Origin of the sequence: Methanobrevibacter sp. (assembly GCF_017409525.1) — an archaeon.
Taxonomy (GTDB): domain Archaea; phylum Methanobacteriota; class Methanobacteria; order Methanobacteriales; family Methanobacteriaceae; genus Methanocatella.
In genome coordinates this window covers 28,029-53,817 of sequence record NZ_JAFQSO010000011.1, presented here as the reverse complement: position 1 = coordinate 53,817, position 25,789 = coordinate 28,029, and the positions used below count along the sequence as shown (strand labels likewise).

29 protein-coding genes are annotated in these 25,789 nt (G+C 34.6%); 12 read left to right on the top strand and 17 right to left on the bottom strand.

Translation table 11 applies throughout. The features are described from left to right. Nucleotides 1-8: 8 nt before the first annotated feature. The gene (locus tag IJE64_RS05280) at nucleotides 9-470 is read right to left on the bottom strand and encodes a GyrI-like domain-containing protein (protein ID WP_292783048.1); all 462 of its coding nucleotides are present in this window, start codon (nucleotides 468-470) and stop codon (nucleotides 9-11) included. Between the two features lie 25 nt (nucleotides 471-495). Beyond that, nucleotides 496-1,719 carry a gephyrin-like molybdotransferase Glp gene (gene glp / locus IJE64_RS05275; protein ID WP_292783045.1) on the bottom strand — a complete coding sequence of 408 codons (1,224 nt, stop codon included), beginning with the start codon at nucleotides 1,717-1,719 and terminating at the stop codon, nucleotides 496-498. A gap of 72 nt (nucleotides 1,720-1,791) precedes the next feature. Here glp and eif1A point away from each other — a divergent pair, with 72 nt between their 5' ends. The 8 genes from eif1A (at nucleotide 1,792) to IJE64_RS05235 (ending at nucleotide 9,391) form a co-directional block, all read left to right on the top strand. Next, a complete protein-coding gene (gene eif1A, locus IJE64_RS05270; protein ID WP_292783042.1) occupies nucleotides 1,792-2,133 on the top strand; it encodes a translation initiation factor eIF-1A in 342 nt (113 codons plus the stop codon). Nucleotides 2,134-2,160: 27 nt separating this feature from the next. Further along, nucleotides 2,161-2,934: a serine protein kinase RIO gene (locus IJE64_RS05265; RefSeq protein ID WP_292783040.1), complete on the top strand. Its 774-nt coding sequence runs from the start codon at nucleotides 2,161-2,163 to the stop codon at nucleotides 2,932-2,934. Nucleotides 2,935-3,051: 117 nt separating this feature from the next. Then, nucleotides 3,052-3,669, top strand: coding sequence for a KH domain-containing protein (locus tag IJE64_RS05260; protein ID WP_292783038.1), 618 nt, complete (start codon nucleotides 3,052-3,054; stop codon nucleotides 3,667-3,669). A gap of 377 nt (nucleotides 3,670-4,046) precedes the next feature. Further along, complete coding sequence (gene top6B, locus IJE64_RS05255) at nucleotides 4,047-5,735, top strand: DNA topoisomerase VI subunit B (RefSeq protein ID WP_292783268.1); 1,689 nt, start codon at nucleotides 4,047-4,049, stop codon at nucleotides 5,733-5,735. Between the two features lie 8 nt (nucleotides 5,736-5,743). Continuing rightward, on the top strand, nucleotides 5,744-6,844 hold the full coding sequence (locus tag IJE64_RS05250) for a DNA topoisomerase IV subunit A (protein WP_292783034.1): 1,101 nt from the start codon (nucleotides 5,744-5,746) through the stop codon (nucleotides 6,842-6,844). A 114-nt stretch (nucleotides 6,845-6,958) separates the two neighbouring features. Beyond that, entirely contained in the window at nucleotides 6,959-7,231 is a 273-nt protein-coding gene (locus tag IJE64_RS05245) for a metal-sensing transcriptional repressor (protein WP_292783032.1), read from the top strand. Nucleotides 7,232-7,291: 60 nt separating this feature from the next. After that, nucleotides 7,292-9,163 carry a cation-translocating P-type ATPase gene (locus tag IJE64_RS05240; RefSeq protein WP_292783029.1) on the top strand — a complete coding sequence of 624 codons (1,872 nt, stop codon included), beginning with the start codon at nucleotides 7,292-7,294 and terminating at the stop codon, nucleotides 9,161-9,163. A gap of 24 nt (nucleotides 9,164-9,187) precedes the next feature. Continuing rightward, on the top strand, nucleotides 9,188-9,391 hold the full coding sequence (locus IJE64_RS05235) for a heavy-metal-associated domain-containing protein (RefSeq protein ID WP_292783026.1): 204 nt from the start codon (nucleotides 9,188-9,190) through the stop codon (nucleotides 9,389-9,391). A gap of 5 nt (nucleotides 9,392-9,396) precedes the next feature. Here the strand turns inward: IJE64_RS05235 and IJE64_RS05230 are convergent, their stop codons facing one another. Continuing rightward, on the bottom strand, nucleotides 9,397-10,161 hold the full coding sequence (locus IJE64_RS05230) for an alpha/beta fold hydrolase (protein WP_292783022.1): 765 nt from the start codon (nucleotides 10,159-10,161) through the stop codon (nucleotides 9,397-9,399). A gap of 200 nt (nucleotides 10,162-10,361) precedes the next feature. Here IJE64_RS05230 and IJE64_RS05225 point away from each other — a divergent pair, with 200 nt between their 5' ends. Next, nucleotides 10,362-11,378: a phosphorylating glyceraldehyde-3-phosphate dehydrogenase gene (locus tag IJE64_RS05225; RefSeq protein ID WP_292783019.1), complete on the top strand. Its 1,017-nt coding sequence runs from the start codon at nucleotides 10,362-10,364 to the stop codon at nucleotides 11,376-11,378. A gap of 36 nt (nucleotides 11,379-11,414) precedes the next feature. Further along, a complete protein-coding gene (locus IJE64_RS05220) occupies nucleotides 11,415-12,251 on the top strand; it encodes a TIM barrel protein (protein WP_292783016.1) in 837 nt (278 codons plus the stop codon). Here IJE64_RS05220 and IJE64_RS05215 read toward each other — a convergent pair. Both IJE64_RS05215 and IJE64_RS05210 read right to left on the bottom strand, forming a co-directional pair. Next, entirely contained in the window at nucleotides 12,248-12,760 is a 513-nt protein-coding gene (locus IJE64_RS05215) for a zinc ribbon domain-containing protein (RefSeq protein ID WP_292783013.1), read from the bottom strand. The genes IJE64_RS05220 and IJE64_RS05215 overlap by 4 nt on opposite strands. 51 nt (nucleotides 12,761-12,811) lie before the next feature. Next, nucleotides 12,812-13,879, bottom strand: coding sequence for a metallophosphoesterase (locus IJE64_RS05210; protein ID WP_292783010.1), 1,068 nt, complete (start codon nucleotides 13,877-13,879; stop codon nucleotides 12,812-12,814). A gap of 105 nt (nucleotides 13,880-13,984) precedes the next feature. Between IJE64_RS05210 and IJE64_RS05205 the strand changes: the two genes are divergently transcribed. Beyond that, on the top strand, nucleotides 13,985-15,109 hold the full coding sequence (locus tag IJE64_RS05205; RefSeq protein ID WP_292783008.1) for an AAA family ATPase: 1,125 nt from the start codon (nucleotides 13,985-13,987) through the stop codon (nucleotides 15,107-15,109). Between the two features lie 14 nt (nucleotides 15,110-15,123). On the opposite strand, the gene hemA is transcribed toward IJE64_RS05205, so the two are convergent. From hemA to IJE64_RS05190, 3 genes are read right to left on the bottom strand one after another with little or no spacing between them, the layout of a single operon-like run. Next, entirely contained in the window at nucleotides 15,124-16,323 is a 1,200-nt protein-coding gene (gene hemA, locus IJE64_RS05200; protein WP_292783005.1) for a glutamyl-tRNA reductase, read from the bottom strand. Then, nucleotides 16,320-16,940 carry a bifunctional precorrin-2 dehydrogenase/sirohydrochlorin ferrochelatase gene (locus tag IJE64_RS05195; RefSeq protein ID WP_342764997.1) on the bottom strand — a complete coding sequence of 207 codons (621 nt, stop codon included), beginning with the start codon at nucleotides 16,938-16,940 and terminating at the stop codon, nucleotides 16,320-16,322. The genes hemA and IJE64_RS05195 overlap by 4 nt, the downstream gene beginning before the upstream one ends. A 1-nt stretch (nucleotide 16,941) precedes the next feature. After that, nucleotides 16,942-17,424 carry a methanogenesis marker 9 domain-containing protein gene (locus tag IJE64_RS05190; protein ID WP_292783000.1) on the bottom strand — a complete coding sequence of 161 codons (483 nt, stop codon included), beginning with the start codon at nucleotides 17,422-17,424 and terminating at the stop codon, nucleotides 16,942-16,944. A 130-nt stretch (nucleotides 17,425-17,554) separates the two neighbouring features. On the opposite strand from IJE64_RS05190, the gene IJE64_RS05185 reads away from it, so the two are divergent. Next, on the top strand, nucleotides 17,555-18,247 hold the full coding sequence (locus IJE64_RS05185; protein ID WP_292782997.1) for a M48 family metallopeptidase: 693 nt from the start codon (nucleotides 17,555-17,557) through the stop codon (nucleotides 18,245-18,247). Nucleotides 18,248-18,257: 10 nt separating this feature from the next. On the opposite strand, the gene atwA is transcribed toward IJE64_RS05185, so the two are convergent. The 9 genes from atwA to rnhB all read right to left on the bottom strand — a co-directional run bounded on the left by atwA (nucleotide 18,258) and on the right by rnhB (nucleotide 25,773). Continuing rightward, a complete protein-coding gene (atwA, locus tag IJE64_RS05180; protein WP_292782994.1) occupies nucleotides 18,258-19,856 on the bottom strand; it encodes a methyl coenzyme M reductase system, component A2 in 1,599 nt (532 codons plus the stop codon). Nucleotides 19,857-19,929: 73 nt separating this feature from the next. After that, nucleotides 19,930-20,640, bottom strand: coding sequence for a tRNA-dihydrouridine synthase (locus IJE64_RS05175; RefSeq protein WP_342764996.1), 711 nt, complete (start codon nucleotides 20,638-20,640; stop codon nucleotides 19,930-19,932). 29 nt (nucleotides 20,641-20,669) lie between these two features. Beyond that, a complete protein-coding gene (locus IJE64_RS05170) occupies nucleotides 20,670-21,431 on the bottom strand; it encodes a GTP cyclohydrolase III (protein WP_292782990.1) in 762 nt (253 codons plus the stop codon). Between the two features lie 21 nt (nucleotides 21,432-21,452). Then, nucleotides 21,453-22,358 (bottom strand): 2-phospho-L-lactate transferase, encoded by a 906-nt coding sequence (cofD, locus tag IJE64_RS05165; protein WP_292782988.1) that lies wholly within the window; start codon nucleotides 22,356-22,358, stop codon nucleotides 21,453-21,455. A gap of 8 nt (nucleotides 22,359-22,366) precedes the next feature. Beyond that, entirely contained in the window at nucleotides 22,367-23,131 is a 765-nt protein-coding gene (locus IJE64_RS05160) for a coenzyme F420-0:L-glutamate ligase (protein WP_292782985.1), read from the bottom strand. A gap of 33 nt (nucleotides 23,132-23,164) precedes the next feature. After that, the gene (locus tag IJE64_RS05155; protein ID WP_292783265.1) at nucleotides 23,165-23,791 is read right to left on the bottom strand and encodes an IMP cyclohydrolase; all 627 of its coding nucleotides are present in this window, start codon (nucleotides 23,789-23,791) and stop codon (nucleotides 23,165-23,167) included. A 14-nt stretch (nucleotides 23,792-23,805) separates the two neighbouring features. Then, nucleotides 23,806-24,219 carry a biopolymer transporter ExbD gene (locus tag IJE64_RS05150; RefSeq protein ID WP_292782982.1) on the bottom strand — a complete coding sequence of 138 codons (414 nt, stop codon included), beginning with the start codon at nucleotides 24,217-24,219 and terminating at the stop codon, nucleotides 23,806-23,808. Between the two features lie 8 nt (nucleotides 24,220-24,227). Further along, nucleotides 24,228-25,067 (bottom strand): MotA/TolQ/ExbB proton channel family protein, encoded by an 840-nt coding sequence (locus tag IJE64_RS05145; RefSeq protein WP_292782980.1) that lies wholly within the window; start codon nucleotides 25,065-25,067, stop codon nucleotides 24,228-24,230. Nucleotides 25,068-25,158: 91 nt separating this feature from the next. Beyond that, a complete protein-coding gene (gene rnhB / locus IJE64_RS05140; RefSeq protein ID WP_292782978.1) occupies nucleotides 25,159-25,773 on the bottom strand; it encodes a ribonuclease HII in 615 nt (204 codons plus the stop codon). Between the last annotated feature and the right edge of the window lie 16 nt (nucleotides 25,774-25,789).

Below are 25,789 nucleotides of genomic sequence, written 5' to 3'. Positions count from 1 at the left end.
CCTAACACCTACATCTCAATAATAGGCAATTGAATTTCAGTGATGAATTCATTTTCATCATCGCAGTTGTGGATACCCTTGATTAGAACCTCTTTAGGTGATCCTATAATATCATAGTTATTGGTTTGCGCTACTTCCACCAATTCAGCATAGGTATCCATGATATTATCTGTTGAACCGAAGTGCTTTCCTGCTAAAACCTTATTTTCGATCATGTCAACGACACGAATCCTATCGGTTTCATCCGCATCCTGTTTAATGGCAATGCTCACATCGTATACCGCATCACCTTCATTGACTTCGTGTCTTGGTGAGAAATAAACAATGAACGGGTCGCCTTCAGTTTCTATTTCTTCAGAATCAACCCAACCCATCAATATAGATAAAAATATACCTAAATCTTCTATTGGAGTCTTGCAATTGATAACTCCTAATTTTTGTTCTGGAATTACTTTAACTTCATAATCCATAATTACACCACATTAATTTATAATTTTAATTAAATAAAAAGACTTCTACTTCTTCACCCTCTTCAAGCAACTCAACCAATTTTGGAATCTTTACATATCCATCTGCTGTCGAAAGTGAAAATATTGCTCCTGAATCTTTAAAAATTGGATGAACTTCATCTTCATCAACTTTAACAAGCTGATATTGCATTCTTCCAACTTGAGAATGAATTCTGCGAGTCATTGTTCCCTTAACTGTTTTTAACTCGAAATCTTTTTCGATACCTGCAAGTTTAGTCAAAGGTTCTGCTACAAAAGCGTTGAATATCATTATGGCTGAAACCGGATTTCCCGGAAGGCCAATGACAATCTTACCCTCAATAACGCCAACGATTGTAGGTTTTCCAGGCTGAACTGAAATTCCATGAATGTGAACTTCACCTAATTCATCTAAAACATGTTTCAGCACATCTCCAAGACCAGCTGAAGTTCCTCCAGAGCAGAACAGGACGTCAACATCCTCCAATGATTTGGTAATCATCTCCTTTACCTCATCATAATCGTCCCTCATGACCCCTAAAAATTTAGCGTCAGCGCCGCAGGAAACCGCATCGTTTTTAATCATTCCGCCGTTAACATCATAGATTTTTCCATATTCCAACTCATCTCCCTGAAGTGTGATCTCATTTCCTGAAGACACTATACCAACTGTCGGCCTCTTGTAGACTTCAATGGTTTCAAAACCCTGTGAAAGCAAAACTCCAATCTTTCCAGGATTCAAAAAGTCGCCTTTTTTGAGGATTAATTTTCCCTCTTCAATATCAGAGCCTTTACGAGCAACATCCTGTGTAGGGGTGGCAGTTGTAAACAGATTCACTTTTCCATCAAATTTTTCAGCATATTCAACCATTACAACAGCTTCAGCACCCTCCGGCATTGCCGCACCGGTACTGATTTCAATGCATTTTCCCTTTTCAACTTTTTTATCGGTAGTTGCTCCAGCTTCTAAAAAGTCAATTATCTCCAATGTATTCGGTGATTCTTCAGAAGCTCCGAAACTGTCTTCTGCAAGAATTGCAAAACCATCCTTTAAAGCCTTATCGAATGGCGGGAAATCCATTCTTGAGTAAACGTCTTCGAATAAAATTCTTCCATAAGCTTCACTGACATCAATCTCTTCACTTTGAGGAGTCAAATTTTTGTCAAACAACTCCTGGATAATATCAATCGCTTCATCACATTCCTTAATTTTTAAAAATTCAGTACCCATAATAACGCCTTTATTAAAAATCCAATAAATTAATATATAATATATTCATAAATATATAAATAATTTAATCTAGTGGAAAATTGTATTATTATTTTTGGAGGAGAGTATTTGTCAAAACCTAATAACAACCAACAACAAGAGTACAGAAGGGTAAGAACCCCTAAAAAGGGCGAAATACCTGGAGTAGTTGAACAAATTATGGGACATGGGAAATTAAAAGTCCGTTGTGCTGATGGGAATATACGAATGACCAGAATCCCTGGAAAAATGAAAAAACGTATTTGGATTCGTGAAGGAGACGTGATCCTTGTTAAACCATGGGATTTCCAATCTGATGAAAAAGCTGATGTAATTTGGAGATACACCAAAACCGAATCAAATTGGCTTGAAAGAAAAGGCTACTTAAAAATGTAGTCTAACTACTTATTTTTTTGATATAAAATGGATTCCAAAATAGCAAAAGCCGATGCTGCTCACGAAAAATTGCATTCCCGAAAAAGAAAAAAAGACAGTTCCGAGAGAAAGGTCGGGAATGAAATTTTTGATAAGATAACATTAGAAACACTATATAAACTTGCAAATCAGGGATTCATTGACGTTTTGAATGGTGCCATAAGTACCGGCAAGGAAGCCAATGTGCTTACAGGCATTAGAGATGATGAAAGCTTTGTAGCCGTTAAAATCTATCGGATAGCCACTTCTGATTTTAAAAAGATGGACTACTATCTTAAAGGGGATCCGAGATTCAACATCAAAACCAAAAACAAACGGAAAATCATCTATTCCTGGGTTACAAAGGAATTCAAAAATTTAACCAGATTACATGACGCTGGAGTGAATGTTCCAAAACCCTACACAAGTTCCAATAATGTCCTGATAATCGAATTCATAGGTGATGAAAACGGAAATCCTGCACAGCCTGTCAGAAATCACCCTCCTGAAAATCCAGATGAATTTTTCAATAAGTTACTGGTTCAACTCAAACTGTTTGTAAGGGAAGCTAAACTGGTTCATGGGGATTTATCCAACTATAACATTTTAAATTTAAATGAAGAACCCGTGATTATCGATGTCTCACAGTCTGTAGTTCTGGATAATCCAATCTCTAGAGAATTGCTTGAAAGAGACATTAACACTCTTGTTCGCGAATATAGCAAACTTGGTGTTGAAACCAGTTTTAAGGAAATTTGGGAATATGTTGCACCGGAATTTTGAGTATTTACATACAAAATATCTAAAACATATAGGTTACAATATTAATTTTAACAAAAACATTTAAAGATTTGAAATTAAATAATTATAATTAGTTCTAATTAAAAAAAGGTGAAAATTATGCCGGAAACAGATTACTTAAAAATACCTCAAAATAGAGTAGGGGCATTGATTGGAAGCAATGGAGAAGTTAAAAAATCCATTGAGAAATCAACTGGAACCCTATTAGATATTGATAGTGATGATGGTACCGTTTATATCACACCTAGAGACGATATGGAAGATCCATTAGGGGTTTGGAATGCAAACCATATCGTTAAAGCTGTTGCCCGTGGATTTAACCCTGAAGTTGCACTTAAATTAGTTAGCGATGACATTTATCTAGAAGTAATAAGTTTACCATTATACATTGGAAAATCCAAAAAGGCTCTTGCAAGATACAAAGGAAGAATTATTGGAAAAGACGGCAAAACCCGTGAAATAATCATGGAAATGGCTGAAGTGGATATGGCTGTTTACGGCAAGACCGTTTCCCTAATTGGTGAAATGGACAACATCATGATTGCAAAAGAAGCCATTGAAATGATATTGAATGGATCCAGACACAAATCAGTTTACGGATTTTTAGAACATAAAAAAGAAACCTTAAAGATGAAAGAGTTCAAGGATCTAGTTGGTATCGAAGACGATAAAATCGAATTTAAAGATGGAATTGACTTCGATGAAAAAGATTATTAGGAGCAAACACTCCTAAAACTTACTTATTTTTAAATCCAATCTAATTTGAAAGTTATTACATTTAAGTATACATTTGACCAAACCAGACAAATATTACATATTGAAATTAATTTTAATGAAAGATAACTATAAAAATTATGGCAAATATAGTAAAACCTTATATACTGTAACAAACATATATAGATAACGTAGTGTAAATACTATATTTTCTACATGTTTTTAAATTATTATTTTACCACATATTTAAACAAGATAGATAGGGTACTGTAAAAATATTACTTATCAAATGCTCTCTCACTTGATTTAAATATATTATACCATAATAAATTTAAACATAATACTATAAGGAGGAAAAAACTTTGGCTCAAGAGCAAGAAATGGGACTTGATTGGGAAGAAGATTTTCAAAGATTAACCCCATCACAGTTCTTTAGGAAAAACAAGCAAATGCTTGGATTTACCGGTAAAATTCGTACTTTAACAATCGTATTTCACGAATTAATTACCAACAGTTTTGATGCATGTGAAGAAGCAGGAATATTGCCTGACATTGACATAGAATTAAAACGTATCGATAAAGAGCATTATATTTTAAGACATAAAGATAACGGACCTGGAATTCCTGAAGACTATGTAATGCAAGTATACTGTATGATGTTTGCAGGTTCCAAATTCAGAAACATCCAATCCAGAGGACAACAAGGTTTAGGTTGTAGTGGTTGCGTGCTTTTATCACAAATGACAACCGGTAAACCGGCTCGCGTAATTTCATGTTATAAAGAAGGGGATGAAATTAAAGGAGTGAAAATGAAGTTCCAGATGGATGTTGAAAACAACCGTGGAATCCTAATGGAAAGAGAAGATTATCCTGCAGAAAGCACTGGAGTCTGCATTGAATTACAATTTAAAGACGTGTCATACTCACTTGCGGAACAAGGCGCTTTTGAATACATCAGAAGAACAATGATTGGAAATCCTCATGCAAAAATCACATTTAGGGATCCTTCAGGACACAAATACATCTTCAAAAGAGCAGCAGACATTGTTCCAGTACAACCAAAAGAAGTATTGCCTCACCCAAAAGGTGTAAGCGCTGACGATTTAATGACAATGGCTAAAAATACCGACAAAAGAAGATACAAAAGCATGCTAACTTCTTCATTGTCCAGAATGTCAAACAAAAGAGTGGATGAAATTGCTGAAATGACCGGAATTGACATGAACAAACGTCCAAAAGCAATGACATTCGCAGAAGCGGAAGCAATTGTTCACTGCTTTAAGAAAATGAAATTCATGGCCCCTCCAACTGACGGGCTCATACCAATTGGATCTGATCAAATCGAAAAAGGTATGAAACAGATTCTAAAACCGGAGTTTGTAACTACAATTACAAGAAAACCTGTCACTTATGCGGGCGGTATCTCATTTATTATCGAAGCGGGTCTTGCCTATGGTGGAGATGCAGGAAGAGTTGTTAAGGAACAGAGAAAATCAGAAATCATGAGATTTGCTAACAGAGTTCCATTGACTTTCGATGCAGGAAGTTGTGCAATTACCGAAGCGCTAAAAAGTATTGATTGGAAACGTTATGGTTTAAGAGACATGGACAATACCCCATTAACATTATTTGTAAATATTATTTCCACACAGGTACCTTACCTTTCAACAGGAAAACAAAGTGTATCACCGGAACCTGAAATAGTTCACGAAATAAGGCAAGCAACCATGAAATTGGCTCGTAAACTCCAAAAGCACTTAAGAGCTAAAAGAGCAGCTAAAGAAAAGGAGAAACGTTCAAAAGTATTTGAAGAATATGTTCCGGTAATTATCGAAGAGGCTGCAAAGCTTGGTGAAACTGGAGTTCCTGAATATCAGGAAGTTTTAGCGAAAGTAACCAAAAGGGCTCTTGCGGAACTGCTTGGTGAAAAGGTTGAAGAAGAAGAGGAAGAAGAAGAACTTGACGCAATCATCATGGAAGAAGTTGACGAATTCGGCCATGCTGTTGAGGAAGGTCACTCAACATTGGACAAATTCATTGATGATGATGAAGAGGAATTTGAGGAGTAGTGATTTAGATGACTAAAGTACCCAAAGGTAGTAAATCACATAAAGATGAAAGAAAAGAATACACCCTTAACAAACTTACAGGATTAGGACAGGAAATTATTGAAGACATTGAGAAAAATAAAGTTCCATCCATTAAAGTTCCTTCTAGAGGTACAGGAAACATCATTTACGATACGGCTGAAAGATATTACGTATTAGGTGATAGATTCGGAAGAAGATCCCTTGGAAATGTAAAGCAAATCAGGAAATTAGGTCAAATGGTTTATGTTGGTAATTTCTGTAAAGATTTGGTTGCAAGAGAAAAAACCGCAACCATCAGGGAGATGTATTACGTTTCCGAAGGTTGGGGAATCAGTTTCAAAACACAACAAGAATCCAACATTGTTGGGGAGGACTTGGAAGTTACTTTAGGAACCACCCGTGAAGAATTGGGTTTAATGCCAGAAGAAGACGGAGCATCAGTTTACGGTGACCTCACCCTCTTGGATGAAGGCACCGAAGTTAATGCAACCAAAATGGGAAAATCAGGTTATACAATTTCACCGACAATCGACCAAGTAGAATTCTTGGACTACAATGTTGATAAAGTATTGGCGGTGGAAACAATGGGAATGTTCCACAGGCTAGTGCAAGAAAACGCTCACAAAAGATTCAATTGCTTGATTGTCGGGCTTAAAGGACAAGCCGCCCGTGCTACAAGAAGGTTCATTAAAAGAGTTAATGAAGAACTTGGCCTACCAGTCTACATCTGTAACGACGGAGACCCTTGGGGATTCCACATTGCACAAGTAATCATTTCCGGAAGTGCAAAATTAGCTCACGTTAATCATCAATTAGCTACTCCTGACGCCAAATTCATTGGAGTGACAGCGTCTGACATCATCAACTACGATCTGCCTACAGATAAACTCAAGGATGTTGACGTCATGAGACTAAAAGAGCTTTCAAAAGACCCAAGGTATAAAGGCGATTTCTGGCAAACTGAAATCAAAAAGATGCTTAAAATAGGTAAGAAAGCAGAACAGCAATCTTTCTCAAAATATGGGCTTGAATATGTAGTAGATACATATTTCCCAGCTAAATTTGAAGAAATGGAAAATCAAGCATAGACTTGAATTTTTCCTCCTTTTTTTATTTTATTTTTTCAAATTTCATACTATTTTTTCCGAAATATTTATATACTAATTCAAACATATACCCCCATAGGTATAGGAAGTGTTATTATGAAACAATGTATGGACAGTGAAAACTTACATAGACGACTCAAAAAAATCATTGGCCAAATTAATGCAATCGACCGCATGATTGATGAGGACATTCCATGTGAACAGATATTAATGCAAATAAATGCATCTAAATCAGCATTACACAAAGTCGGACACATAATTGTAGAAGGACATTTAGAACATTGTGTAAAACAAGCGATAAAAGAGGAAGATGCAGACGAAGCCATAAGCGATATTTCATCAATTTTGGAATACTACTCCAGAATTTAAATTTTTTTAAAATAACTTTATACCCTATGGGGTATATCTATACTATTGGGGTTGATAAAAATGAACCTTACAAAAAATCAAAAGATAGACATCATGCTTATAATCGTTTCCACAATAAGTATAATCTGCAGTTCTATCCTCACACTCGATTCAATTTCATGGATTGCAGTTATACTTTGTGGAATACCAATATTTAAGGAATGTGCAGAAGGATTAATAAATGAATTTGATATTAAAGCAGATTTACTTGTTTCAATTGCCATTATCGCATCCATAATAATTGGAGAGGTATTTGCAGCAGGAGAAATCGCAACTATCATGGCTATCGGAGGATTTCTAGAAAAATATACTGTATCAAAAACACAAGGCAGAATTGAAGAACTTGTGAAAATGACCCCACAAATTGCAACAAGAATTAAAAACAATATAGAAGAAAGAATACATGTCGAAAAAGTACAAGTCGCAGATATCTTAAAAGTGCTTCCTGGAGAAAGCATACCAACAGACGGCATCATAGTTGATGGCGAAACATCTATTGACCAATCTACACTTACAGGAGAATCAATGCCAGTAGATAAAACCGTTGATGATGAGGTATATAGTGGAACAATCAATCTTTATGGATCATTTATGATGACAACAACAAAAATCAGCCAAGAGAGTTCTCTTCAAAAACTAATAGGATTGGTTGAATCCTCCAAACCAGAGAATGCAAAAATTGTCAGAACCGCAGATAAATGGGCCACAATGATTGTTGTAATAGCCTTTACTGCTGCGGTATTGACATATTTATTTACATTTGAAATAACAAGATCAGTTACAATATTAGTAGTGTTCTGTCCATGTGCACTGGTTCTGGCAACACCAACTGCAATAATGGCCGCAATTGGAAACCTGACCAAATATGGAATTCTCGTTAAAGATGGAGAATCATTAGAAGAATTGGCGCATGTAGATGAATTAGTGTTCGACAAAACAGGAACATTGACACATGGAACACCAGAAGTCGTTAATGTCATCTCAGATAACCCCAAAGAGATGATGCATCTGCTCACATCACTGGAATCAAAATCAGAACATCCCCTAGCGAAAGCCATAATGGAATTTTATGGCAATGATGATTTAGCCAAAGTGAGCGACTTTAAAATGCATATTGGAAAAGGAGTTAGCGGAACAGTAAACGGTTCAAAAATAATAGCAGGAAATGAAAAATTCTTAAAATCAGAAAATATTACATTAAACAATAGCAAAGAACCACAAAACGGGGAAATTGCAATATATGTGGCAAAAGACGGGGCGAATATTGGAGAAGTGCATCTTGCAGATACATTACGCGAAAATGCAAAACAAACAATAACCGGTCTAAAACGCCTAAGAATAAAAACAACATTGCTTACAGGAGACAATGAAAAGACAGCAGAATTCGTCGCAAATCAAGCAAAAATTAGAAATGTCAGATACAACTGCTTGCCTGAAGACAAAACCAACTATATCAAAGAAGAGCAGATGCTCAAGCATAAAGTTGGAATGATTGGAGACGGCATAAATGATGCCCCATCTTTAAGAAGAGCCAATGTGGGAATAGCAATGGGAGACATCGGCAGCGACATTAGTGTTGAAGCCGCAAATATCGCATTAATCAACGATGACATAGGCAGCATCCCCCATTTGATTAAAGTTGCAAAAAGAACAGTTCGCATCATAAATATAGGAATCGCCTTTGCATTAACATTGAATATAATAGCCATGGCATTAGCTATTCTAGGAATCTTAAACCCTATTGAAGGAGCTTTAATCCACAATATCGGATCAATTGCTGTCATCCTATATTCTTCAACATTAGTGCGATACAATATTTCAAAAAAAGACTCCAAACAATCAAAGAAATTGGGTGTCAATAAAACTTTAAATAAAACAAAAGTAAAATATTAACTATCGATGATAAGGTGATTTATTATGGCCGAAAAAGAAATTAAAGTAGTGGGCATGCACTGCCCATCATGTGTTAATGCTGTAGAATTATGTTTAAAAGATGTTGATGGTATTGAAGATGCTAAAGCAGATTTAGATTCTGGAATTACCACAATTACAATGTCTAGCGATGTAAGTGATACAGACATCAATGATGCTGTTGAAGAAGCAGGATTTAAAGTAGAATAGATTTTCTACTTACCTTTTATTTTTAAAAACTCGATTAAAATATTTAATATTTTCCCATTATTTTTCCCAACCAGCAAATTATGTTTCACATCATCAAGAACAATCATTTTTGAATTTCCTATTTTTGCACAAATATCCTTTTGAATAGATACAGGAGTTATTTCATCATATTCACCTGCCAAAATCAATGCAGGAACATCAATTTTTGACAGCTTATCTCCTACATCAAAATCCAAAGAGGCATCAATAGCTTTGATATAAGCTTGAACATTAGCAGTTTGTGAAGCTAAATGCTTTAAAAACTTCAAATCATCATAATTATCATCAATGACCTCCGGACATAATACCATAGGTAAAATCAAATCATAAAAATCTTCAAAACTGCTATTCAATGCATTTTTAAATTCATTGAAAACAGCTGCCAAATGGTTGTCAATTTTTGAAAAGCAGGACATGAGCACAAGAGATGCCACTTTTTCAGGATATGTGATTGCAAAATCAAGCGCAATTGCTCCACCTAAAGAAAAACCAATTAGGTTAACTTTACCAACATTTAACTCATTTAAAAGATTGGCCAAATCTTTTGCATACAACTCAATAGTTATCTCATCATTTCCTAATTCAGACTCGCCATGCCCTCTTAAATCAACTCTTATAACTTGATAATTCATTTTAAGATTGCTCGCTAGAACTTCCCAATATAATAGACTATCCGAAAGCCCATGGATGAAAATCAAGGCCTCACCATTTCCCTCAACTTTATAGTTCATAATATTCATTTAATTATTATCCAAAATAACATTAACGATTTACATTCAAATCATGGAATAAATCAAACATTTAAATAAATCACCATGATTCAAACAAAACAAATCCCCCCTATCTGGAATATTATATCAAATTTTAAATAAGTTAAAAAACAAATCTAATTTCATATAATATTAATTATATAAACAAAAAAGGGATTAAAATGAAAACTGTTGCAATTAATGGTTATGGAACCATCGGTAAAAGAGTGGCTGATGCAGTGGCCGCTCAAGATGATATGAAAGTTATTGGCGTAAGTAAAACTAGACCAAACTACGAAGCAAGAACTGCAGTTGAAGAAAAGGGCTATCCTTTATACATTGGAATTCCGGAAAGAGAACAATTATTCAAAGACGCCGGAATTGAAATAGCCGGTACTGTTGAAGACATGATTCAGGAAGCTGATGTCGTTGTTGACTGTACTCCTGGAAGTATCGGACCGCAAAACCTTGAAATGTATAAAAAAGCTGGAGTAAAAGCAATTTATCAAGGTGGAGAAGACCACGAGCTAACAGGTCTTTCATTTAATGCTTTTGGTAACTATGATGACTCCTATGGTGCAGACTACACTAGAGTAGTCTCCTGTAACACCACAGGATTAACCCGTACATTATCTACAATTGACCCAATTGCAGACATCAAAAAAGTCAGAGCAGTAATGGTAAGAAGAGGATCAGACCCATCCGAAATCAAGAAAGGACCAATTAATGCAATTGTTCCAAATCCTCCAAAAGTACCTTCCCACCACGGGCCTGACGTGAAAACCGTGATGAAAGGCATCGACGTGACCACCATGGCATTGCTCGTGCCTACTACCCTAATGCACCAACACAATATCATGGTTGAAATCAACAATGATGTTGAAACCGAAGAAATAATTGAAGCATTAGAGAAACGCTCCAGAGTAATTGTAGTTTCTGCAGAAGAAGGTTTAGGTTCTACTGCTGAGTTAATGGAATATGCCAAAGAACTCGGAAGAAACAGAAATGACTTATATGAAATTCCTGTTTGGAGAGAATCTATCAATGTTGTGGACAATGAATTATTCTACATGCAAGCAGTGCATCAGGAATCTGATGTAATTCCAGAAAACATTGATGCTATCCGTGCACTTCTAGAAATGGAAAGTGACAACGAAAAATCAATTGCAAAAACAAACGAAGCTATGGGAATATACTAAATTCCCTCTTTTTTTACTATTTTTTTACTGATTTAAATGAAGCATAAAGTACTTTTTGGACCTGCTGGCAGCCCTATCGATTATAAGGGTGCAGCATATAAGGCTCCAAAATACATTCGTGAAGAAGGACTTGACTCTTATGAATACCAATCCCCCTACGGAGTCAGGATTGGTGAAAGTTCAGCTACAACATTGAAAAAAGAATCAGAAAAGCATGATGTTTTAATTTCAATGCACGGCCCATATTACATTAATTTATGTGCCAAGGAAGAGGAAAAAATTGAAAAGAGCCTAGGGCATTTGATTTCAATGGCACGAGCAGGTGAGTGGATCGGAGCTTACCGATTAGTGTTTCATCCGGGAGCTTACTTAAACAGGAAACCTGAAAAAGCCATGGAGATATCCAAAAATACCGTCAATAGATTATTTGAAGAATTGGAATCAGAAGGCATTGAAGAGTTTACATTTGCCCCAGAAACCACCGGCAAAAGAACCCAACAAGGAAATATTGGAGAAATTGTGGAATTATGCTCATCATTTGATCATTTTGAACCTACAGTTGATTTTGCCCATGTCCACGCAAGAGGAAGAGGCTTTTTAACAAAAAAGGACGATTACAATTGCATTTTTTCAACACTAGAAGACAAACTAGATATTGATATTCTTCACTGCCACTTCACAACAATCGAATATGGCAATCATGGAGAGGTAAAACACCATACTCTTGATGAAAGTGACGAATATGGCCCAAATATTAGAGATTTGTTGGCCAATCTTATTGATAACGGTTGGAAGGCGAACATAATCTGTGAAACTCCACTTAGGGATGTTGATGCATTAAAAATGAAAGAGATATATGAAGAGATGGTTTAGTAATCTTTTACAGAATTAATTAAATCATCCATATCATCAAATAAATGCTGAATATCCTCATTGTCTTTTTTATTTGAACTTAAATGAATTATCAGCTCATTAGTCAAATCTTCAATCTTATCTATGAAAGATTTCAATGTAGCGATTTTATTTTCAATCTCCTTTTCGACGAAAGGATTTTCCTCCACACTCAATTCAGCCATCTTCCTTGCAATGCCTACTTGAGTGCTGAATAAATTATTGGACTTGTTGATTGATGACATGAACTTTTGATAAGCCATGTGGTCCGGACTAAACAGTTTTTCGACCAATTCTTTTGCTTTACTTTGCTTAACGTCGTATTCTTCTTCTAACTCATTGATTTTTGAATCGTATTTGGAAGGATCCTTTTTAACAGTGACATTAGGGCTCTTATAAATTGGTTTTCCGCATTTTGTACAGAAATTTTGGCTGTCAATTATTCTAGCACCACAGTAAATGCAAAAATGGTTGTGATTATCAATAGTCATACAATTAAATATATGAATATTTCTCCTAAATAAACTTTAATTACCTGCGAGTTATTCTTTTCTCAATTTTAAAACAACCAGTTCCGAATCCGTACCCCACCTCATAGGAGTATCCATTGACCCTACACCAGTTGTAACATGCAAATATTTGCCTAAATTATTCTTAAAAAGACCCATATTATATTTAAATAGCATATCAGTGAAATTTACGGCAGGATAGAATTGGCCTCCATGGGTATGGCCAGACAATTGAATATCGAAACCCGCAGATGAGAATTCCTCCCAATAATACGGAACATGATAATTAATGATATTTACAAATCCCGGCTTGATAAGGCTTTCATCAATTTTTGGAACGGACCTGTCATCAAAACTAAATCTTAGACCAAAAATGTTTAAACATTCAAATTCCATGCTTTCATTATCTAAAATAATGATGCCTGCTTTTCTGCATGCATTAAAAACATTTTCAATGCCCATATAGAAATCATGATTTCCTGGCGTGAACACAACGGGGATGCCCACTTCTTTAAATGCAAGAAAATCATCTTCCTCCACAACAGAAGAGCCATCTGCCAGATCTCCGGAAATGATGGCTATTTCGCAAGTGTCCTCAATTTCTTTTAATTTATCTACAACTTGGCGGATAATGGATTTATGCCTTACAGATCCGAAATGAACATCAGAAAATTGAACGATATTGATATCGCGAGGCAAGTTTGGCAATGTTAATGTTTTTTCATTCACAACCAATTTATGAGCCTTATAATAGTTATAAACTCCCAAAATTGGAACAATAGCCAATAATATCGCATTTATTTCAGCTGAAACGTGAATGAAATTTCCAAGCAGATACAACACCAAAACATCTATTAGAAACATTAAAGATGCCCACATCCACACCCCATCAACGGCAGATATGAATCTGGTAATTCTTCTTGATTTTTTAGCTTCGAAAAACATCGGCACCAAATGCAGCGAACCGATGAATACCGCCATCACTGCCACATAAACATCATTAATGCCACCCAATAACAAAAATAGATATTTGAGTAAGAAAAATTCAAATAACATATAGAATGGTGTTATGAAAATTACTCTTCTTGACCTAAAGCTCATAAATTTAACCTCATACTTAAACATATATTACTTTCAACAACTATTTAAATAATTAAAACAAATAAGAAAAATGTTAAAATTAGCGAAAAATAAGGAGGTGATGATTTGAAAAACGATAGCAAAAAACAAGAAATGAAGCCAACTAATCAAAAGCAACATATTAAAGAAAGCGAAAATAAAGAATATGCAAATCTTGTTGTTTTAAAGCCCGTAGGATATCCATTTGAATTTAATTTAATGGAAGATGATATAGAAATTACAAATAAAGAATTGTTTGAAGAATATGCTCGAGAGCAATGGCTAGGATTGGTTGTGCGGGAAAAATCCCATCTATTCGATCAAAAAATCATCCCTGATTACGGTTTTGAAATCATAACTGCAAAGCCAAACAACTCAATAATTTCTGAAGACACTAAAATAACAATCATAACTGATGAAATAAACAAATTAAAAGACAGCAATAAAATCAAATCAGACTTACTCCTTTCAGACATTGTCGGGCAGGACAATGCCAAAAATAAAGTTAAGGTCATAACAAGATATTTGGAGAATCCTGAAAAATTCGGACCATGGGCTCCAAAAAATATTCTTTTTTACGGACTTCCAGGCACTGGTAAAACCATGCTTGTAAAAGCACTTGCAAATGAGCTTGAAGTCCCACTATATCTAATAAAAGCCACATCATTAATAGGAGAACATGTCGGAGACGGTTCATCCAAAATTCATGATCTGTTTAAAAAAGCAAGTGACAATTCCCCATCGATAATATTTATTGATGAGATTGATGCAATCGCACTGGACAGGTCATTTCAATCATTAAGAGGAGATGTATCAGAAATAGTTAACTCCCTATTAACTGAAATGGATGGGATTGTTGACAATAATGCAGTGATAACCATTGGAGCAACAAACAATCCTAGTTCACTTGACTATGCAGTAAGAAGTCGTTTTGAGGAAGAAATTGAATTTAAACTACCAAATGATGAAGAAAGATTGGCTATTTTAGAAAATAATCTAAAAACAATGCCCCTAGATTATGATTTGGATTTGAATAAAATTGTAAAACTAACTAAAGGACTGTCCGGAAGGGACATTAAAGAAAAGATTCTAAAAACTTCACTCCACAACGCAATAGCCAATGATAGCGACACCATCATGATGGAAAATATCGAATATGCCATCAAATCCAGTAAAATTAAAAATAGTGATGTTAAAGGAATGTTTGAATAAAAAAACATCATTCCCTATTTAAAATTAAAAATATATTCTGCTGCATCAATAATCTCCTTATCATCATCTTTTGCAGCAGTTTTGACATTTTTTGAAATGTCATAAAATATCTTATTGACAATAGAATTTGTGAGATTATCTAAAATTTTTGCACTGCCATCTACATCAGACAACTTAGAAGATGCTTTTTTTGTTTCACGTCGCCTTATATCTTCCATAGATGCTCTTAAATTACCAAGAATTTCATCAACTTCCATTATTTTAAAGGATTCTTTAAGTAAAATGAACTCTTCATCTATGATATTTTCTGCTTCGCCAAATTCCTTAATTCTGAGGTTGGTATTTTCATCTGCAATTTCCCTTAAATCATCAATATTGAAAGATTTGACACCCAACTCACAGACATCATCAGAAATGTCCCTTGGATTGGCAATATCAACAATCATTAAACTTTCATAATCCCTATCAATACCTAAAAGACGATTTTTTGTGATAATTGCATGGGGAGCGCTAGTTGCACTAATCACCAAATCGGCAGTAGCCAAATACTCTTCCAGCTCACTGAAAAGAATTGCTTCACCGCCCAAATCCTTTGCAAGATTTACAGCAACATAATATGTCCTATTTGCAACAAAAATTGCATTTAAATCTTTCTCAGCAAGTGCCTTGGCAACCAATCTGCCCATCTTTCCAGCACCTATTACCAATACTGATTTGTCATCCAAACAGCCCATGTGTTTTTCTGCAAGGTCGATTGCAGCAGAACCTATTGAAACGGATCCCTTGTTAATATTGGTTTTGTTTCTAACAACCTGGCCAACATGAACAGCCTTGGTAAAAACAGCATCAAGAGTTTTCCCACAATGATGATTTTTTACGGCATCATGCTTTGCATCCTTAACTTGGCCCAAAATCTGGTCTTCACCAACAATCATTGATTCAAGACCAGAAGCCATACGCAGCAAATGCATGATGGCTGATTGACCATACTCAATTATTATGCTTTGATTTTCATGGGATAACAACTCATCATCCTCATCAATATAATCGTTGTTGATATAATATTCCTTTCTGTTACATGTTGAAATTTCAATGTATTCCCCAATGGAATACTTTTCCTGCAATTGCCAGAACAAATCATCAATGTCTTTGGATATGGCTTCCATTGAGTGTATGTCTGCAATCTTGTGGTCAACTCTTAAATTAAGTATCACTGTAATCCCCTTATCAAATTATCAATATGAGTCTTTGCCTCATCAATTTCTCCATTTCTAATAAATTCATTAATGGTCTCGTCTTCAAAAATTTCATAAAGACATTTCTTCCTATCCTTTTGATCATCAACACGCTCTTTTAAAATGGAACGTGCATAATCCTGAAGTTCTATTTCTAAAATATCATCTTCCGTGATTATTGACTGAATTTTTTTCCGTAATTGGCGAGCCATTAATGGACTTTTGCCATTAGTAAAAATAGATATTTCAATTTCTCCAATATTGAAACTTGTTGGAACAATTACATCCCCTTTTAGTGGAAAGTCCGCCCTGTTAACGAGTTTGTCTTGAGCAATCCCGCAAACATAATCAGACAAATCTTCATCACCGCTGGCAACAACAACCAAATCAGACCATGCCACAAGTTCGTCAACATCATCAGTGGAACATAATACAGCCCCCTTATGTTCTAAATCTTCAGACAAACTACTTCCCGCCAATTTAACATCAGCACCATGATCTAGAAATTTATTGGCCCTTCTTGTTGCAACTTCACCAGTGCCTAAAATAAAAACATTTAAATTTGAAGTATTTAAATAAATAGAAGTCCAATCCATTTTAATCAGAATTTTCAAGAGATCTTGCATGTAAAACCTTTACTGCAGCCCTCAAATCATTATTACATTCAGTTAAAACATTCATGGCTTCAAGTTTACTGACATGGAATGTTTCAGCTAACGCTTCTGCTCTTTCATCAGGATCAGGTTTTTCAACACCAACTAACCTTTCGGACAATTCCTTTTTCAAGTCCAAATAATCATCATGAGTCATTCCCATATTCCTTAATGTCATGTCTCTTAATGGACAAGGCTTTGATGGTTTACAACACCAAATAAGTGAACCGAAACAAGTACCTGCCCCTTCACCTAACCTAGTTTCTTTTCCAAATTGAATCTTAATGTCAATGTACTCCTGTGGAGTTAAATTAACTTGCTGTAAAGCATTTAATACTGGACATGGTTTAACTGGAGGACAACAAAAAGCAAGTCCCCTTACATCTCCCCCTCTACAAATATGAGATGGTGCATCTTCCCAAGTCATTATGAACCTCCATAAAAAATTTAACAATAAACTGATAATTATAAAATAATAATATAATTTATTGAAACACTGAATATATAATCTTTATTGTATATGGAATTTATAAACTTCAAAAATAGTAATATTAATAATGAAAAAAGAAACAAAAATTATTGAAAATATAGCCATCATCTTACACAGAAAAAATATCAAAAATATGTACATACGCATTTTACCGCCTGACGGCGAGGTTAGGGTATCTGCGCCGTCATTTGTATCTGATGAAGAAATTGAAAACTTCATCAAAGCAAGGAAAGATTGGATTTTGAAAAAACAAAAGCTAATTCAGGATAACAATATACAAGGTCCCCTAAAATATAAAAATGGTGAAAAGCATTATCTGTGGGGAAAAGAATATCAAATGCAACTAATTTCAAATGAAGCTGTAAAAAATGCATTCGCCGATGAAAACAAATCCGTAATATATTTACCTGTCCCAAAAAGAAGTACAATAGAGAAAAGAAAGCAGATTCTGACCGAATTCTATAGAAGCCAAATGAAAATAGCAATTCCCCCTATTTTAGAAAAATGCATGAAAATTGTTGGAAAAGCGCCTTCTGAAGTAAAGATAAGAAATATGAAAAATTGGGGAAATTGCAGATATCAGGATAAAAAAATTACATTAAATCTAAATTTGGCAAAAAAAGACCCAATATGTCTTGAATATGTTATTATACATGAACTATGTCATCTAATAGAATTTAATCATGGAAAAAAATTTAAAAAATTAATGGACCAATATTGTCCAGATTGGAAAAAGATAAAAAAAATATTAAATGAATAAGAAGAATTATCTACTCTCTTTTAAGCATGTCTTCTTTTTCATCTACAGTTAATTTTTCAACTATTTCTTCAGGAGTGCCTATGTCTAGGAGTTTGCCTCCCCTCATCAAAGCAGCCCTGTCACAGACATCCAAAACAAAGTCCATGTCGTGAGAAATGATAATGAATGTTTGCTCCAATTCTTCACGCGCTTTTAAGATAGAATCTGTTACAACAACACGAGTAACAGGATCCATAGTACCTGTTGGCTCATCTAACACGATGAGATTAGGTTCTTTAATTAAAACCTGCGCAAGAGCAACCCTATGTTTTTCTCCAACACTTAGCTGGTCAGGATATTTATCAAGAATGCTAACTGCCATATCATCAGTAAATCCTACTGTGGTTAATGCATGAATAGCTTTAATCTTACCAAATTCAGCAGGTAAGTTCAAACTAATTGCATCAGTCAAGTTACCTAGGATAGTCCTGTGAGGATATAATGAATATTCCTGGTGTAATAAACCAATATAAGGCATGATACGGCCACGGTTAAGAGGACCTACCTTAGTCATGTCAATCCATTCATCACCAAGTTTGATTTTAATATCACCGCTACTTGGCTCGGTTAATCCCATTAACATACGGGTAGTGGTTGTTTTACCAGAACCGCTTAAACCTACAATACCGAATATTTCCTCTTTATTGATGGTTAAACTTACTCCATCCACAGCTTTTACAACACCACGTTCGATAGAATAATAATGTTTTTTAACATCTTCAAGAACAACTTCAGGTTCGCCGAATTCAGGAACTTCTGGCTTTTTAGGAACTGGGACAGTTTCCATGAAACTGTCTACGACTTCATGAGGATCCCCTTCCTGTTTAATTTGACCGTCTTCTAACCAAATAACATTATCTGCCAGTTCAACCATTACTTCAGGCCAGTGAGATGTGATTAACATGGTGATTCCTTCATCTTTCACGCCTTCTTTCAAAGTATTATGGAGTTTTACAGCAGTTTGAGGGTCTAAAGTACCGGTAGGTTCATCTGCTAAAAACATCATTGGATTTTTAGCCAATTGTCTTGCAAGAACCACTCTTTGTTTTTCCCCACCACTTAAATCACGGGCAATGTGAGTAATCCTATGGTTCATCTGAACCATTTCCAATAATTCCAAAGCAAAGTAAATCTTTTCTTCATACTGCTTATCATCACCCATTGCTCTCATGACATTTTCGATTACAGTTTCTTCATCATATAATGCAAAATTACGTTGTAGCATGATGGAAATTCTTCTTTTAATGCTTGCAAATAATTTTCTTTCACAATTGAAGAAATCAACTTCCCTTGTTTCTAAAGTTGCTCCGCAACTACATTTTTCACCATCATGAGATGGAGAGTCTACAGCCAAACATTCCGGGCAAACAGCAACATTAACCAATATTTGACCGCCATCAGGTTTGTAATCTAATGTACCTCTGAGCATATTGATTAAAACAGATTTTCCACTTCCACTACGTCCTAAAATACCTAAAGTTTCCCCTTCGCTAATCTTTAAATTAATATCTTTAAGAACATTGACATCATCGAAACTTTTTGTAATATTCTTAAGAGTTATAAAATCCATGAAATCACCTATTGAAATAATTTTTATTTTAAACCATTAATAATGTTTTCTAATAACAATTGTTTTAAAAATCTTAAAAATCAGAAATATTGAAACCTAAATTTCCAGAAATAACTCCTCGAGCTATTGAAAATCCATTAACACCAGTTTCAATCATTTTTTGAGCATTAGCTTCATTATTAACAGAATTATTTCCTATAACTTTAATTTGAACATTATTACATATATTCTCTAAAAGATTATAATCAGCATCGAAGACACCTTTTTTCATGGCATCAATATGCAAATAATCTGCACCCGCCTGCTCAATCAGACGAGCTATTTTTAAAGTATCTATACCATCAACATTTGCCCGAATCTTAACTGAAACCTCACAAGCAACATTATCAACAACTTGTGAAATAAAATCTCCTAAATCTGGTCTTTTTAACATTTCCTGTCCGCAACCAATATTTAAAATCTCTTCCTGACGGCAATGGCAATTAATTTCAACAATGTCTAAATTTTCAATATTCCCAATATCGATTATTGGCTGTGGAGTCGTTGACCTCACATTTACTGAGACCTTCACATTACTGTGAACATTTTTAATTGAAGCAATCTCGTTTTCTATATGAGCAAATGTTTCATTTAATGGAAAAACAAATTCTTTTCTACCTCTTTGGATAATTTTTTCGCTTGCTTCAATCGTTGGAGCATCTAAACTATATCCTCCCAAAGTAGCAACATTAAAACCAAAAGGAATAACCTTATTTAAAAATTTGGCATCGGTTATCCCTGCCATAGGTGCCACTACTTTAAGCATGATATTCCTCAATATTCTTTTTCAATTACCCAAGTCCACATTTCATTATTATGAGCGCGGATTTCTTCCAGACCTATATCCGCCATATAAGCTGCATCTTCAGCGTTTTTTCCTCTTCCGATACCTGCTTTAAGTTTAATGCCAATTTCATTATCTATTTCTACCATGATGTCTTCAATTTCCTGTTCGCTCAAACCATTACATGGAGACATGAAATTATCTCCACCTATGAAGAACAATAATGCTCCTTTTTTAATTAATTTTGTCATCAAGTAATGTTGAGCCTTATTAACCATGAAACTAGTGTCAAATGCAGATTCTATATCAGTTAAAGTTTCAGTAACACTATTAATATCAATATGAGCTGCTTGAACAAAACTATCTTCTTCACTAACTAAACTATCAATAGCCAAGATTTCCTTTCTTTCACCAGATTGAGCACTACCTGCATTTTGAAGCGCAATAGTAGCTAATTTTTGAGCTTCATGAGGAGTTTCAGCGGCACCTACACCCATACTTATAGTGATAGGATACCTGTTCCTAATAGACCTCTGAATTCTTAAATGATCTTCTTCATCAAGACCATTTGATATTGCAAGCAAGTTATCGAATCTTGTAAAGAAAACTAAACCTTTTTTATTTCCAAAATGATTATTTAAATCAGCAAATAAACTTGCTTGTAGCATTTGTAAATCGGATTCAGTTCTCGGTCTTGGAGTAACAGTCCAAGGACCATAGTTGTCAATTTGTATTAAAGTCATTTGTATCATTGAATAACCGCCTATTAAATATTAAGGAATATTTTCAATAATAATTTTAGCCAAATTTTTTTTAGCATCTAAATTATTCATTATTGTATTTGTAACTATTACCTTATTAACTATTTGATTTACCTCAATTTTTTTATCATCGTCTTTTGTATCGATTACCATTGTATTTAAAAATTCATTATACAATGATGCAACACCCACAGCAGAAACATCAACATCAAGGGCCTTCATGAATTTGCTTGCAGGACCGGATACGGCTCCAGAACCAATAATCGGTGATACTGCAATCACATGAGTATTTTTTAAAGCTTCTATGATGCCTTCTAAGGATATGATCGGTAAAATTGAAGTGATTGGATTGGATGGTCCGATAATGACCGCATCAGAATTATTAATAACATCTATGATATCCTCTACAGGAGCCACTTTAGAGAATTTAACGTCCAAAACTTCAGGTTGGGATTGGTGTTTAATTAAAAAATCATGAAATTCCAACTCTCCAATATCCGTGATAATTTTAATATCAGAATTTTCATTACTCATTGGAATGACCCTGCATGTTAGCCCCATATTCTTCGCTTGAATCTCACATGCCTTTGCCAAATCATATTTTTCCATCAGCAATGTTTTCTGAATTTTTGTAGCGCGATCCTTATCGCCAATTCTTAATAATTCAGGACATCCAATATCCTCAAGCTGTTCATGAGTGATGAAAGTATCATCTTTAATACCGTACCACAATTCATCATTAATCAAATCAGCCATCGTGTATAAAACAGTGTCGATATCTGCAGATACATAAACGCCTGCAAAATAATCATTCTCCAACGTGTTTACAACAATTGTCAATTCACTGGGGTCAATTACTTCTTTTAAACCTTGCAACAATTTTGGAGTTCCAGTTCCTCCAGATAAGACAGCAATCATGAATACACCTATTTTCTAAATACATCAAATTCTTTTGGCATTAGTAAAGGAGAGATATCTGAATCGACATTTCTCAAATCATCGAAATTGCCAAATCCCCTAATAATAACCACAGGAAGGCCTTCATCGGCTTGCCCCATAATCAATGATGCGGCAGCCGCTAGTTCATCAGCAGTTGCGATTTCAGTTGTTTCGAGTTCACGCCCGTATAAATCCTTTTCACCTACTCTTTTCCAAAGAGGAGAAATGCCAGAACAACCAATTGAAGTGCCTATAGCCCCAAATCTAAATGCCCTTCCTTGAGTATCAGTAATTATTACTGCAATTTCTTCGCCAAATTCGTTTTCCAAAAATTCACGAATTTCAAAAGCGGATTTATCAGCATTTACTGGCATAGGAGTAGCCAAACCTTCACCAACATTTGATTCGTCAATTCCAGCATTTGCACAAACAAAACCCTGCTTAGTTTCAGTAATGATAAAACTAGGGCCGACTTCAACAATTTCGTTGGATTGCTGTATGATGGCTTCAACAAGGTTCGGATCTTTATTAGATCTTTTTGCCAAATCCAATGCTTCATCTGAAGGGGTTAACTCATTTAATTTAATAAAATTGCCTTCAGCTTTTGAAATTAAAGTTTCTGCTATTAAAATAATATCCCCATGATTAATAGAACATCCCTGCTTATTAATTGCATCCTTAATAATCACAGAAATATCGTCCTTCTCATCAACAAGGGGAATATTCTCTAACCCTATCAATTCAATTGTCATAATATCATCTAAAAAATTAAAAAAATAAAAAAATTATGGATTATAGACATCAATAGTCCATTCTCCATCAAAAACAGCAGCACATGAAGTTACTGGCTTTTCATAATCAGCAAAAGTGCCTTCATCAAAAATAAACTTAGCAGATTCAGCGGCAGTTTTTGCTTCAAAGTCAACTAAATCCGGCACTTGACTTCCATATGTTGAAATAAATGCCGCATCCCCAAATGGAACTTCCTCAACTAGCAACTTCTTATCGTTTACAATTCCAATATAACAGCCATATTCGTCTTCCTTATCGGTTGATGTGATAGCAGCCGCAATCCTAGGAGTATTATAATCATCTTTTTCATAATCCATAGTAAGTAATGAATATGCCATCGCATCCCTAATATTCATTCCTACAGCTATCTTATCCGCTATAACATCAGTTTGAGAACCATTAGACACGATAGCCACATCATCTACAATACGAATGGAATTGTAGGTAATATACGGATTCTCAAAAATATCATTCACATAACCTTCTTTTGGAACAACCGCTGCACGAGTTTCAAATTCTAAACATTGCCTATTCGGAAATGACCTGCTTGAAACACGATATGCTACAAAAGGTTTACCATCTTTATTCATCCCTGTTGATAAAATTCTGCCTGTATACACTTTCATTCCCCACTTTATGTATTCGGACGACGAACAGCCTCATCCGGAGAGAATCCCTCTGGAGTGGTAATGTCTATTTCTCCCGGCTTAATAGATATCTGTCCTTCATCCATAACTTTTGCATGAACACCAATTGCGTTATTCGATATCAAGTCTGATTTATCAACCCCATTGACTGTAACTTTATGTAAATTAGCTACAGGCACAATATAGTATTCTTGATCACCAGAAACATCAGTGACATTTGGTTTTCCTGTTGCATCATTAACAACATCAGAGTCATCAGCTTGAACATCAGTAGCTGAAAAATTACTAGTAACTACTAAAAAAATCAAAATTGTGAAAAGAATATCAATAAAAGGAACTAAATTGATACTTGGTTTTTGATTTAAAACTTTCTTCTTATAAGCTCTTACATCAATAGCCATCAAATCACCTATTGTTTTAGTTTACTTTCAGTAATTTCAGCATTAACATTACATTTCTCTAAAATAATATTCGCGATACTCTTATCCAGCATGCTCGGTTTAAACGACACTTTAATATTAGCATAAGGATCGGAAATTAGTCTTGTGTTAACAACACCCTCTGCATTCTGAAGAGCTTCAAGTGCGCATTCCACATTAGAATCAACTCTAACTTTTACTACAGCGAATCCCCAATTAGTCATTTTTGTAGCAAGCTCAATTTTATCCATTTCAGCTTCGATAAGTCCTTGAATATATGTATAAATAGGTAATAGAATAATCGCCACTAAAAGTCCCATAATTGTTGTTGTTAAAGCTACATAAATTCCTTCTGCCATAGCTGCAGAATCGGGATTAACGCCCAATGACTTGAATGTCATCCAAATACCAATAACAGTACCTATTAAACCTAAAAAAGGAGCAAGCTCAGTAATAGTCTTAATTGTGCTTAATCCTTTTGTCATTTTTGCTACTTCTACAATGAAAATTTGCTCCATACTTTCTTCAACTTCAGTTTTATTCTTATAACCAATTTTTAAAGTTTCAGAAATAATCTTAGAAATAGGATTTTTAAAGTTATTAATCTGCTTTAATGCTTCAACAGCGCCTCCTCTTTCCATAGAAGCCGTAACAACACCAAATATTTCAGTGGTGTCAACTTTACTAATTCTTCTTAAATAAGCAATTTTTCTTATTGCAATGATAAGACCATAAATACCAATGAAAAGAATTATATAAGTTATAATTCCTCCTTGACTAAAAATGTCAACAATATTATCTAAAAATGAAGTAAAAAATTCAACAACCATTTTTACCCTCTATATCTTATTATATCGAAAATTTTATAAGATTAAATTTATTATTTCATATACTTAAATATTATTTAAAAAAAGTGGAAAATTATTTCATTTTGGCAACAGTTGCCCAAGACCTTCTTACAAAGTCCGGCATTTCTTCATAAGTATAATTAGTTAAAAATTCTTTTGTTTTTGGATCTGAAGGATATCCAGAACCAATTCCTCCCAATTTAATAAAATCTTTATTTAATTGAGAAATTTGATTATCTCTTTCAGCTTTAGCAATTATGGATGCCGCACTAACTTCAATATATTTATCATCAGCCTTGTGTTCCGCCACGACATTGATTCCAGTGTCATTGCGAAGATTATCTTGAAAACGCTCTGCCTTAACATCCACGGCATCAACAATAGCTTTTTCTGGATTCATTTTTAATAAAATGGATTCCATTGCATTTTTCTCAATTTCATTGAGATTGATGCCTTCAGCCCTCATTTCATCTATTTCACGAGCAGAAATTACAACAATTTCATAATCAAACATCTTTTTAAGCTTTCTAGATAAGATAGTACGTCTGTTTGGAGTTAATCTTTTAGAATCCTTAACTCCCATGCGTTCTAAAACTTTTTCCATTTTTTCAGGTACAACAACACCTGCAATAACCATAGGACCTAGAACAGACCCTCTACCCGCTTCATCAATACCTAAAATATCCATAAAAATCAAATAAAAA

Coding starts and splice junctions, on each gene's coding strand:
- IJE64_RS05185 (WP_292782997.1), top strand. CDS start 17,555: ATGAAAAAAGAAACAAAAATTATTGAAAATATAGCCATCATCTTACAC.
- IJE64_RS05250 (WP_292783034.1), top strand. CDS start 5,744: ATGACTAAAGTACCCAAAGGTAGTAAATCACATAAAGATGAAAGAAAA.
- IJE64_RS05235 (WP_292783026.1), top strand. CDS start 9,188: ATGGCCGAAAAAGAAATTAAAGTAGTGGGCATGCACTGCCCATCATGT.
- IJE64_RS05170 (WP_292782990.1), bottom strand. CDS start 21,431: ATGATACAAATGACTTTAATACAAATTGACAACTATGGTCCTTGGACT.
- IJE64_RS05260 (WP_292783038.1), top strand. CDS start 3,052: ATGCCGGAAACAGATTACTTAAAAATACCTCAAAATAGAGTAGGGGCA.
- IJE64_RS05175 (WP_342764996.1), bottom strand. CDS start 20,640: ATGGCAGGGATAACCGATGCCAAATTTTTAAATAAGGTTATTCCTTTT.
- IJE64_RS05225 (WP_292783019.1), top strand. CDS start 10,362: ATGAAAACTGTTGCAATTAATGGTTATGGAACCATCGGTAAAAGAGTG.
- IJE64_RS05230 (WP_292783022.1), bottom strand. CDS start 10,161: ATGAACTATAAAGTTGAGGGAAATGGTGAGGCCTTGATTTTCATCCAT.
- glp (WP_292783045.1), bottom strand. CDS start 1,719: ATGGGTACTGAATTTTTAAAAATTAAGGAATGTGATGAAGCGATTGAT.
- IJE64_RS05220 (WP_292783016.1), top strand. CDS start 11,415: ATGAAGCATAAAGTACTTTTTGGACCTGCTGGCAGCCCTATCGATTAT.
- IJE64_RS05215 (WP_292783013.1), bottom strand. CDS start 12,760: ATGACTATTGATAATCACAACCATTTTTGCATTTACTGTGGTGCTAGA.
- IJE64_RS05160 (WP_292782985.1), bottom strand. CDS start 23,131: ATGACAATTGAATTGATAGGGTTAGAGAATATTCCCCTTGTTGATGAG.
- IJE64_RS05195 (WP_342764997.1), bottom strand. CDS start 16,940: ATGGATTGGACTTCTATTTATTTAAATACTTCAAATTTAAATGTTTTT.
- top6B (WP_292783268.1), top strand. CDS start 4,047: ATGGGACTTGATTGGGAAGAAGATTTTCAAAGATTAACCCCATCACAG.
- IJE64_RS05280 (WP_292783048.1), bottom strand. CDS start 470: ATGGATTATGAAGTTAAAGTAATTCCAGAACAAAAATTAGGAGTTATC.
- atwA (WP_292782994.1), bottom strand. CDS start 19,856: ATGGATTTTATAACTCTTAAGAATATTACAAAAAGTTTCGATGATGTC.
- IJE64_RS05240 (WP_292783029.1), top strand. CDS start 7,292: ATGAACCTTACAAAAAATCAAAAGATAGACATCATGCTTATAATCGTT.
- IJE64_RS05245 (WP_292783032.1), top strand. CDS start 6,959: ATGAAACAATGTATGGACAGTGAAAACTTACATAGACGACTCAAAAAA.
- IJE64_RS05145 (WP_292782980.1), bottom strand. CDS start 25,067: ATGGTTGTTGAATTTTTTACTTCATTTTTAGATAATATTGTTGACATT.
- rnhB (WP_292782978.1), bottom strand. CDS start 25,773: ATGGATATTTTAGGTATTGATGAAGCGGGTAGAGGGTCTGTTCTAGGT.
- IJE64_RS05265 (WP_292783040.1), top strand. CDS start 2,161: ATGGATTCCAAAATAGCAAAAGCCGATGCTGCTCACGAAAAATTGCAT.
- IJE64_RS05150 (WP_292782982.1), bottom strand. CDS start 24,219: ATGGCTATTGATGTAAGAGCTTATAAGAAGAAAGTTTTAAATCAAAAA.
- IJE64_RS05210 (WP_292783010.1), bottom strand. CDS start 13,879: ATGAGCTTTAGGTCAAGAAGAGTAATTTTCATAACACCATTCTATATG.
- cofD (WP_292782988.1), bottom strand. CDS start 22,358: ATGATTGCTGTCTTATCTGGAGGAACTGGAACTCCAAAATTGTTGCAA.
- IJE64_RS05190 (WP_292783000.1), bottom strand. CDS start 17,424: ATGACTTGGGAAGATGCACCATCTCATATTTGTAGAGGGGGAGATGTA.